Below are 12,085 nucleotides of genomic sequence, written 5' to 3' on the forward strand. Positions count from 1 at the left end.
TTTGTACCGACATCAAAGGAACTTGGTTAACGACAGTATAACCACGCGTTACTGCTTTTCCTCCTTTTAACCAACCAGCAACCTGGTTATCATAATTAGCCAGATAAAATGGCTGGACACTACCACGATCATATTCTGCATCGCCATTTTTTAGCGTATTTTTATTTAACTCTACGGGACGCACTGGAAAAGCCTCTAACAAAGAATGTCCATCCAATGAACCTGGCGCATAATCAATACCCAAATGATCCAAAATGGTGGGTACAATATCAACGGGTGATGGTGGTATATTCATCCCTTTACGTAAATGATGCACTGCATGACCACTGGCTAATAACCAAGCCTTCCGGTGCTCAGGTCGGTTTTTACCATGTTGACCATCAATGGTTCCCCCATGGTCAGGCACAGCCAAAATCAACCAATCCTCGTCGGCAAACTTGGGTCGTTGTTGAATTCGCGTTAACAACTCACCTATTTGTTTGTCTACTTTTTCAATCGATTGACGGTATTCAGGTTTATCCGCACTAAACCCATGATTATGCCCTTTTACATCCACCATTGAAAAATATACAAATAAGACATCAATATCAGTCGTACTTAAAATGTCTTTTGCTTTATTAACTGTTTCAGTATCCTGATGTTCTTGATAATACCAATATAAATCCTCATCCGCCGCTGTTGGCATGTTATAACGGATACCTGTCCAAGAAGTTAACCTTGCAGTGTGTAACATTGGCTTAGCCGTTTCAATATGGGTAAAAAGATCAGGAATAGACTGCAATTTAGACCCAGAAAAACTATTATCATAAATGCCATGTCGATCTCGCCATACCCCATAGAGTACTGTCGCCCAACAAGGTCCACTCCATGTGGTATCCTCTGCTAACATAGGGCTAATAAACCCATCAGCAATTAATTTATCCAACACAGGTGTATTAACACGAGGAATCGCTGATGGCTTTAAACCATCAATACCTAATAATAATACTTTAGGTATTTTAGGTGGTGTTTTTAGTTTATTATCAACTAAAATACTTTCTACACCATACACCTTTCCTACGAATAGTATTAGCAAACTTAAAGATGCAAATTGACTAATACAGCGCCTGACTTTTTTAATAAAAGTAAAACAATTAATTAAACTCATTGATCCCCCATCAATATCACCTATACCCTTTTTAGAGGGCATACCTTTATGTAAGGCCATCATGAGTTTCTACAATGACAAAGAGATAAACAGGGGATGACTATTAAAATAAAGTTCTATAACTAAAGAATAGTTTTGTAAGAACTTTTTAATATAAAACTTAACCTCCAGACAAAAACAAATAACAACATACACAAATAATAGCACCAATCTTTATTTACCAATACAAGCTAACATATCATGAAAAATAAAAAACCAATAAATTATCCAAACAAAAAAAGCCTCACTAAAATAGCAAGGCTTTCTTTAAACAATGAGTATACTATTCAGCAGTATTGGGCAATACAGCAGGAACAGGAGCTAAAACTCTTCCAATTTGAAAACTATCCCCATATAGTTTCCCTAAATTATTTTCAACACCCTGAACCAAACCTGTGTAACTGTTATACCCAAACAAACTTTCAACTTTAAGTGTATTATATTCCCAAGCACATTGAAGGTTATCTTTTTCATCATTAAGCTGTTTTAATAACTGAACAGTAGGACCTCTTAACAAAAAGTCATCTTGCTCAAGAATACTTTCAATAGATACGCTTCCATCGTCGATATATGTTATTCTAAACAGACTTGAAGATTCCTGAAAGTTATCGAACTCTCTATTTTTAAGTACTAATTTATTATCTTTATTAATACACAGATCCAATTTATCTGTGTATACCCTATCACCAACCTTTAATGTACTTGGTAGTGATAAACCATGTGAGCTATTAAAAAAAACGTAGTCAACTCCATCATCATTTACAACAAATTGAGCTGATGCTGTTGTTGAAATCGCTAATAATAAACCTGCTAACTTCTTAATCACTAAATACATCTCCTTGATTTAGATTATAAATCAGTCTCATGAACGGTAAAAAAATATACTAATTATTTAGGATAAAAATCATACACTTAGCATCATTTAACATCAATAATTTTATACAAAAAGCACCTTAAAGAGTCCCCCCCCAAATAAAGACCATAGTTCAAAAATATAATGCATCTATGACTTTTTTATAAAAAACCCCAGCTACAGCTGGGGTGTTATACATAAATATATTTATTAAATAACTAATAATTACACAGGAGTAGCTATATTCATCGCAAAGTCACGATTAACTGCAACAGTCGTGGAAATATCTCCAGCACCACCATCAGTCATACTTGCCATTGCACTAATAAGTCCATCAATATTATGAGATGGCTGTGCATTTGCTTCAGAAGCTACAGCAATTTCTGAAGGTAGGTCTGTCAGCATACTTTCGATTCGAGATGCAGGGATAGCATAACCTCCATCATAAGGTTGGATATAGCTAATCGCTTTATCACCTCCCAAAAAGTGGCTTTTCACTGTTAGTTTTTGTTGAAGATCATTATCTACCAACATCACCAGATCATCATTTACACGATGATAACTAATACGCTCACGCGCTATCTCTTTAAAGTGTACCCAGTCAGTACCACCACCGGTATTATCGATGATGTCCTGACCACTATTTGCGTAGAAGAGGTAAGCATCATCACCAGTTCCACCAATAAGCGTATCATTACCACCACCACCACTTAATTGGTCATTACCGGCACCACCTTCTAAACGATCATCACCATCAGCATTTACAGGGTTACCATTACCGCCATACAAGGAGTCATCACCAGCACCGCCAAGTAAAATATCATCCCCTCCTATTCCAAAAAGGGTATCGTTACCCGCAAGGCCACGAATTAGGTCACGGCTATTACCACCCGCAATTTGAGCATCATCTTGCTCAGAACCATTTACTTCCCGGTCATAGCTGCTGGGGTCAATCACATCGTCTGAACCATTACCAGTACCGTCTGTACCGTTACCATCATCACCAGAGCCGGTATCAGTATCTGTATCGCTACCATTATCAGTACCACCGTTACTGGTATCACCATCACCAGAATCTGTATCGCCACCAGAAGGTAACTCAGTCAACATATTTTCTATTTGATTGGCTGGAATCCCATAGCCTCCATCTTCTGGCTGAATCGCACTGATCGCTTTATCACCACCCAAAAAGTGGCCCTTCACAATCAATTTTTGTTGCAGATCGTTATCTACCAGCATCACCAGATCATCATCAATACGGTGGTAGCTAATTCTATCCCGAGCAATCTCTTTAAATATTACCCAGTCATCCCCTCCCCCTGTATTATCAATGACATCCTGGCCACTATTTGCGTAGAAAAGATAAGTATCATCACCAGTTCCACCCATGAGGGTATCATTACCACCGCCACCACTTAATTGGTCATTACCGGCACCACCTTCTAAACGATCATCACCATCAGCATTTACAGGGTTACCATTACCACCATACAAGGAGTCATCGCCAGCACCGCCAAGTAAAATATCATCGCCCCCTATGCCAAAAAGGGTATCATTACCCGCGAGGCCACGAATCAAGTCACGGCTATTCCCACCTGCAATTTGAGCATCATCTTGCTCTGTACCAACAACTTCTCTGTCATAGCTGCTGGGATCAATCACATCACCAGAACCATTATCAGTACCCCCCGTACCATTACCATCATCACCAGAGCCGGTATCAGTACCTGTATCGCTGCCATCACCTGTACCATTATCAGTACCACCGTTACTGGTATCACCAGAACCTGTATCGCCACCTGAAGGTAGTTCAGTCAACATATTTTCTATTTGATTGGCAGGAATCCCATAGCCTCCATCTTCTGGCTGAATCGCACTGATCGCTTTATCTCCACCCAAAAAGTGACCTTTCACAGTCAGTTTTTGTTGCAAATCGTTATCTACCAGCATCACCAGATCATCATCAATACGGTGGTAACTAATTCTATCCCGGGCAATTCCTTTAAATATCACCCAGTCATCCCCTCCCCCAGTATTATCAATGACATCCTGGCCATTATTCGCGTAGTAAAGGTAAATATCATCACCTTCTCCACCCATAAGAGTGTCATTACCAGCAAAACCAGTTATAACATCCTTACCCGCTAATCCTTTGATCAGGTCATTACCCTCAGTTCCACCAAGCCGGTCATCACCTACTGTTCCTTCAATAAAAGCATCAAAGTCACCATCAACCTCTCCCGCTTTAACGCGCTGGTTGATTTCTTCTGCCGAAATAGAAAAACCACCATCAGGTTGAACAAAGTCGATAGCGTAATCGTCTCCCAGGAAATGCTTGAGTACTCTTACTGCTGGCTCTGTTGCATCCTTAACAAAAATAAGAAGATCATCATTGTCTCTTTTAAAGGTTAAGTCGTCTTTTTGAATACCATTTTTAAAAAACAGAACATCTTTACCACCACCTTGATTATCAATGACATCATAACCACCTTCGTAGTTATACTTGTCACTGCCTACACCACCAGCAATATGGTTAGTGCCTTCTCCGCCAAAAAGATTGTCGTCACCAGCACCACCCACCAGGGTATCATCACCTTCATTGCCATTGAGGGCATCTTTCCCAGCCCCACCAAACAGCTGGTCATTACCCTGTTTACCCCAGATATTATCGTCGCCTTCACCACCATAGAGTTGGTCATTTCCTTCTTCACCATCCAGATAATCATTGCCTGCTTCACCATAGGCAATATCATCTCCTCCTCGGGTAAAAACATGGTCATCACCCGCACCCGCTTTAAATGTTTCGTTGTAATCCTTATGACCTATAAACTGATCGTTACCGTCTGTGCCTTCCCAAACCACTTGTGATTCGACTTCTTCCACAGAAAGTTCCGAGCCATCCTTAAACGTCAGTTTATTTAGCTTAAAATAGGTTTTATCTGAATTATTAAATTCTACAAACCAGTTTTTAACCGTAATTTGATCATTGGTATTTTTAATACGAATAAATAAATCATTGGTATTTGTTCTAACAAATTCTAAATCACTGACAGCAATTCCCTCACCAAATTCCAGTGTATCTTTTCCAGGGGTCAGGTTTATAAAGGCTTGCTCTCGCAAAGTGACAACAAAAATATCTTTACCGTCACCTAAGTTAAATTTAAATGTATCATCACCATACGAGCCAATGACTAGGTCTTCTCCCTTGCCACCATGTAATGTATTTCCTACATTATCCCAAGGAGTATTTGCAGCAACCAGTGTATCATCACCGGCACCACCGATTAGCGTATCCTGCCCCTCACCTCCTAATAATTCATCATTTCCATCCCCACCTTCTAACGTATCATTACCATAGCCGCCAGAAAGTGCATCAGCACCAGCATCACCTTTCAGGTGGTCATCGCCTTGTTCGCCAAACAGCCTGTCATTACCTTGACCCCCTTCAAGCAGGTCATTGCCATACCCACCATGCAACGTATCTTGTCCCTTTCCACCCAGAAGGTGATCGTCTCCATCACCACCGTTTAAAGTGTCATGCCCTGCATTACCTTGCAACTCATCATCCCCTTGATCACCAAATAATGTATCATTTCCTTCCTCACCCATTATCTGGTCATTTCCATTCAAACCATTAACCGTGTCATTACCCTGACCACCCATAATAACATCAGCCTCTTTAAAGCCCTCAATGATGTCATCTGCATCAGAACCTTCCAAGGTTTTTTGCTTAATTATTTTTGCATCCCACTCCACGTTATCTGCAAAAATAATACGGTCAATTGCATAGCTTGGGTTATCACTTTCATTGACAAATTGATCAGCGACTTTAATAAACTCATCAGCATTTTTTAGATAAATAAATAAATCGTAGCCTTTGCGACGGACAATGACTTGGTCAGCGTTTATATCCGTCAACTGCAGAGTATCATTACCTTCAATATCAGTAATTGTATCGTTTCCTTCATTTCGGGTTATCATATAAGTATCGTTCCCTTTTCCACCTGCTAAATGATCATTTCCAGTACCACTAATTAATAGATCGGCACCTAAACCACCATTTAATGTGTCATTACCACTACCACCATTTAATGTGTCATCGCCATACCCGCCATTAATCTGGTCATTTCCTGCACCACCAGACAACACATCATTTCCACTGCCGCCATCAATGAAGTCATCACCCGCATCACCTGCTAGAGTATCGTTTCCTTCATTTCCATAAAGTTTGTCATTACCATCACCACCGTTAACAATATCATTGCCTTTTTTAGCAAAAACTTTGTCATCACCCGCTAATGCGTCAAATGTATCATCGCCATCATAGCCGATAATTTCATCTGCAAATTTAGTGGATTTAACAAGCTTTTCTTTTATATCCTCAATACTCCACTGTGTATCATCAGCAAAATTTATAGAGGAGATGGCATTTCCACTATTTGCATTATTTGCAAAGAAACCACGAACAGTAATTGAATCACTATCCGAAGTATAAATATTAAGATCGTCATTTGAGCGAGTCATCTCAATATTTTCTTTATTAATGGTCTCATCAAATACAATATTGCCCGAAGGTTTATTTTCCTCATTGGCATTTTCAATTAAATCATGGCCATGACCAAGTGAAAACTGGTAGGTATCACTTCCTTTTCCTCCAATTAATTTATCATCCCCTTTTCCACCTATTAGGGTATCGTCTCCATCACCCGCTAAAATTTCATCATTACCTTCACCAGCATCTATAATATCATTACCCTTATAGGCAGATATTTTATCATCGCCCGCCAAAGCATTTATCTGGTCAGCATCATCTGTTAAAAATAATTGATCAGTCTTTTCTGTAGGCTTAACCGTTTCCTCTTTAACCCAATCAACGATTGAACGTTGTGAGCCATCAGCAAACCGAACATACTCAACTTGACCTTTATCCAGGCTATTATCAAAATTTATAAAATTTTCAATTTTGATTTGATCACCAGATGAATTTCCTAAATCATCAGTGATGATTAACGTAACACTGGTTAAATCACGTACAAGTTTAACATTTTTTTGATCTATACCATCACGAAATACAATAGTATCTGTCCCACTACTATCATAAATTACATCCTGACCATCTCCCTGGCCAAAGAAGTATAAATCATCGCCATCTTGTCCATTAAGTCGGTCATTACCTTTTTTACCGTAAATTCTATTAAAGCCTTTTGAATCAGTTAGCTCATCATTATTATTTGAACCTGCAACATACCTGTTAATAAATTCAGATAATTCAGGCTTTCTTTCTAACAGACGGTCAAATACCTCATCCAATAGTGTTTTAATTCTTTCAGAATGATCAGCTAAGCCATGTAAAAACTCAATGCCTTTTTGAACTTCAACAAGCTGTCCTTTTTCAAATAAGTCCAAAAAGTAACTTTCGAAGTCAAATGCATTTAAGTCAAATTTATTGGCTACTTCAGTTATCGCCTTATTGACTTTTTTATTGACATTTGAAGAATAAACACCGAGTTCATCCAAAGTTTCCAGTATATTATAACAGGCTGTCAAATCACCTTTAGTAAATTCAGCTTGCAATAAATCTGCTAAATTTTCACTGTTCAAACTAAAGTGACGACTTCCAGCCTCAAAATAGGCGCTTAATGTATTTTTATCAAAAAGCAGTTGGGCATTAAGCTGGGCAGTTACATAACGCTGAAATTTATTAAACTGTTCATGTAATACCGGTGATGCATGACCATGAGGGTTAGGATCACGTTCTCCCCAACACCAGGTGCCTAGATAGCCCCGACCAACAATTTTCTCTAAAGTGACTACTTTTCGCGCATCTATTACATGATCATAATGGCTTTTAGGATCTCGACTATTTGGATCAACATCCGTAACACCTGCCCACTGGTAAATAATAGGCAGTATCATAAGATTACGTTTGTTGTAATTTTTTTCGCTTACAAATGCTTCTACTAGTGTCTGTAATTTACTATCTAAGGACATCGCCTGACGTAAATCATACAGATGACCATATCCTCTTGCATTAGGTAGCTTGCGTACTGCACGAGATATTTTTATTCGCTCTCTCACTACCCGATAACTTTCATTGGTCTTAAACCACACGTCAGTTGCAACGCGCTTATCACCACTATCAAAAGTTACTTCACCTATTTGTCGATGCTCATTACCCTGCGCATCGACTTCTTTTGACTCTGTATACTGTGTGCTAATACTTTTAATTCCAGCATCTGCAAGGCTGACTAATTCTCCGTCATCAGTTTTAGCATTACTGTTTTTGTCCTGCCAAATTTTTAGGGTTTTATAAAGAGAATCATTAGTATCAATGACGCCATCCTGGTTGTCATCAAGCTCATCCAGCAATTCATAGCCATTTTTAGCTTTTTCGCCTGAGCTTAACGTTGCCTGACTACCAAACAGTTCACCACCATGTTCAATTTTTCCGTTGTTATCCTTATCCCAAACGAGTAAGGCATCATCTTTTCCAACCCAACCTGTACGTTCTGCAAAACCATCATTTTCATGATCAAAGTATTGATTACTCATTTTAAGCGTTTCAACACCATCACCGTCCATATCGATAATAATCGGTGAGGTAATTGACTCAGAATCACCAAAACCTGGTGTTATATCATCATCAAGATCATCAAACGTTTCACCTTCTTCCAAACCTTCAAGATGAATACCTAAATCACCATTTTTAAAATCTTTAATGACAAGTCCATTATTTACACGAAGAGTGGTACCACTCAGTGTATAAGTTAATTGTCCTTGGTCTCCATAGAAAGTATTTCTGGCACTATCAGCAAGACGGTGACCTCCTCTAACCGCCATTCCATCAAAGGATACTTCACCATCTTTATCTTCATCACTTATCGTATCGAATTTATCAGTGTCGTAGAAATCAAACCCATTTCCCCCTTTTAAAACATCATGTCCTTCTTCTCCATAAAGCTCATCATCACCATCATTCCCCTCAATATAATCATCCCCCTCATTTCCATGCAAAAAGTCATCACCTGCTCCACCAAAAACTTTGTCAGCTCCTTTCCCTGCTTCAACAATATCATCTCCAGCCCCAGCGGTTAATTCATCATTACCACCTTCTCCATAGATTTCATCATACCCATCCTTACCTTGAATTTTATCATTTCCACCCTGTCCATAAATTACATCATCGTCAGAGCTACCAATTATACTATCATTATCATTAGTTAACTGCCCTTGATCATTTCGGTAAGTTGAGTCAGCTCCAATTATTATCGCTTGAACTTCCCCATAGTTCTCTAAAGCTGTGTCGATTAAAGGATCTAACTCATCTTCTACATTTCCACCCATTTCAGATAAATGACTATCAATTGTTTGATATTTTTCTCTTAATACATAAGCAGTCGCTTTTGCTTCATTTTCATCTGTAGGTTCAGTACCATCTGTAAATAGAGAAAATAGTTCTGCTTCCCGAGTTCTACGTGAATAAGCAATCGCGTCATTTTCAGGATTTGAACCAAATTTAATTAAAGTCCACAGCCGCGCATGCTGTCCGGGGTCATCATGATTATTAATTAAGACCGCTTTTATAGCCCCTAACTTATCTTCAGACAGTGATGAGTTTGATCCAAAAACATCATGAACCAGTGATAGTATTGCGATACGCTCATTTGATGCTGGTAGGTGAGATGAATCACCTAAAAATCTATCTAGCTGATTTTCCAATGTATCCAACTGCTTATCTAATAGCAAATCCGCTGCTTGAGCAGATTTGAGCTGGATAGTGCTAAGCTCATTTAACACCCTTTCATCGGTTATTTTTTGCCCATTTAAAGGACTACCTTCCCAGTTTAGTTGACTACCCTGAGAGTAAGCATCTAAGACAGCCACTTGATACTCGCTAAGAGGCTGACTTAAGAACTCATTTAGCTGATTAGCAATCGCTGCACCGTTTAAGCCGTTTAAGCCGTTTAAGCCGTTTAACTTCACTCCATAGCCAATAGATAATCTTCCTTGCAAGTCAAGATAAAAGCCTAAAGGACGTCCTGTTGTCATCAATGCATGGTTTTCAAGCTCCTTGATGAAGTTATTTCTAGTAGTAGTATAAGTTCCAGTAGAAAAACTGTTATTAATGCTATTTATAGCCATTTAAAATTACTCACCTTATTTATTTTTAGTAGATTTATGCTCATTAATTTAACTGTAAAATACGTATCTAAATATTATGACCCATAAGAACTCCATTACTTAATTTTTACGAAACCATTTGCACCAATAGTTAGAATATCTCTTTTATACTTCCTTAATAACGTGCTTATCACATTGTTCATTTAATGGCCAACCATAGACCTTTAAATATGCCATGAGCACCCATAACTCGCACACAGAATGTAAACCAAGCAAAGATGAAATGATTGACCAAAAAATAGACATTCTTTATATATACCCAATACAAATGTTTATTAGATAAGATCATCAAGTGATGAAGCTCTATTGGTCTCAAAGTAGTCGCTGACTGGATTGAAAAGGATTGAAAAGGATTGAAAAGGATTGACAACAATGCTGAAGACTGATTTGCGAAGTATATACAATAGAGATGAGAGGATTTATCCAACTAGAATGCAACAGACATAAGGCTGTTATGTTATTATCGAAACAAATATTATATGCACTCAAGTACAACTACTGCCGTGTATTATTTAAGCTAACTAATCACTCAATAACATATAAACACTATGCTTACAAGAAATCAACCATTGGCATTTGGAAGGAGGAATACAGCAAGCAAGGGCTATTGTAGCATGATTACAACACTTATCAATACGGCATTTACTGTGTATTAAATAGACAAGTCAAGGTTAGGTGAAACGGTTAATCTTCATCCATCAAGATTGATTGCTTTCTAACCTCATATGAACTCAGCGTTGGAGAACCTCTATTAGATTTTTGATTAAACTACAACCGCATTATCATTAGTTTTATTTTTAACTTATTTAAAGAAAAGCTATTAATAACACATTTTAACAGTTCATCCTTATTAAAGGAGTCTTTATTTGTTTCTAACAAAAGTCTTTTAAAAAGAGAAAGATCCCCTAATACAATAGTTGCTTTCAACAAGCTTTCAAAGTAATCACCTTTAAAAAGGTTGGCTTTATATTTATCAAATAACAAACCCAACACAAGTTCTTCAAAATTCGATAGCGGTTCCACTCTATTTTTAATTATAAAAAAACTATTTACAGCACCATAAATTTCTTTAAAATAGTTAAAATCTTTAATCTCATTCCAAAGCACTAAAAAAACATCTTTAGCACTATATTTAATTGAATATGAAATCGCTCTAACACTTTCACTATTCACTAAATTTGGGTTGGCTCCTTTTTCTAACAATTTAAGTGCAATGGCTTTTCTGTCATACTTAGTAGCTATAAATAAAGGGTATAATTCAACGCCACTTTTGGCTTCAAATAACGTATTTACATCTACTCTCTGATCTAAGAGCAAATCAGCAATTTCTATACAGTTATATTTAATTGACAAAATCAAAGCTTCAATTAAAACCCTACCATTAATTTTATCAGATGATTCACTTAAAAAACTGATTACCCCCTCTAAACTGCCACTTTTACAAAGTTCTAAAAACCTATCATCAAATTTAGAAATCTTACTACTGCATTTCGTAACTTCATCACTACAAAGCACTCCATCCGTAGAAATATAACTATACTCTTTACCAGTTACATCAAGGTAGAATGAAATTTTAAAATCAAACAATCTGCATTCATTCAAGACAACAGCCAGGGACTCAACAGCAGTCATGTTATCAGTCTCAAGAACTGCATAACCATCACTACAAAGATCTTTTAAACAATCATAAAAGCCTTTATTATTATTGAGCAGCTCTAACATCTCTTTTTTATTATTTTCATTATTTTTTGTTAGAGCCTCTACTAGGTCACCCTCACAAGGAGTTAAATTATTTTTTCTGTTTAGTATATTAAAATATACTATTTCCATATCCAACCTACATTAGCAACTAAAAATAAATATAG

At 37.5% G+C, this 12,085-nt stretch carries 4 protein-coding genes; all 4 read right to left on the reverse strand.

Features of this window, described 5'->3' with window-relative positions:
• On the reverse strand, positions 1-1,210 hold a 1,210-nt coding region (locus KCG35_RS22060; protein ID WP_215822035.1), incomplete at its 3' end, for an alkaline phosphatase family protein.
• A 259-nt stretch (positions 1,211-1,469) separates the two neighbouring features.
• Positions 1,470-2,012 carry a hypothetical protein gene (locus KCG35_RS22065; RefSeq protein WP_215822036.1) on the reverse strand — a complete coding sequence of 181 codons (543 nt, stop codon included), beginning with the start codon at positions 2,010-2,012 and terminating at the stop codon, positions 1,470-1,472.
• 252 nt (positions 2,013-2,264) lie between these two features.
• A complete protein-coding gene (locus tag KCG35_RS26865) occupies positions 2,265-10,181 on the reverse strand; it encodes an SPM autocatalytic domain-containing protein (RefSeq protein ID WP_304956763.1) in 7,917 nt (2,638 codons plus the stop codon).
• Between the two features lie 807 nt (positions 10,182-10,988).
• Complete coding sequence (locus KCG35_RS22125) at positions 10,989-12,050, reverse strand: ankyrin repeat domain-containing protein (RefSeq protein ID WP_215822037.1); 1,062 nt, start codon at positions 12,048-12,050, stop codon at positions 10,989-10,991.
• Positions 12,051-12,085: the final 35 nt, after the last annotated feature.

Source organism: Zooshikella harenae (assembly GCF_018837975.1).
Lineage (GTDB): Bacteria > Pseudomonadota > Gammaproteobacteria > Pseudomonadales > Zooshikellaceae > Zooshikella > Zooshikella harenae.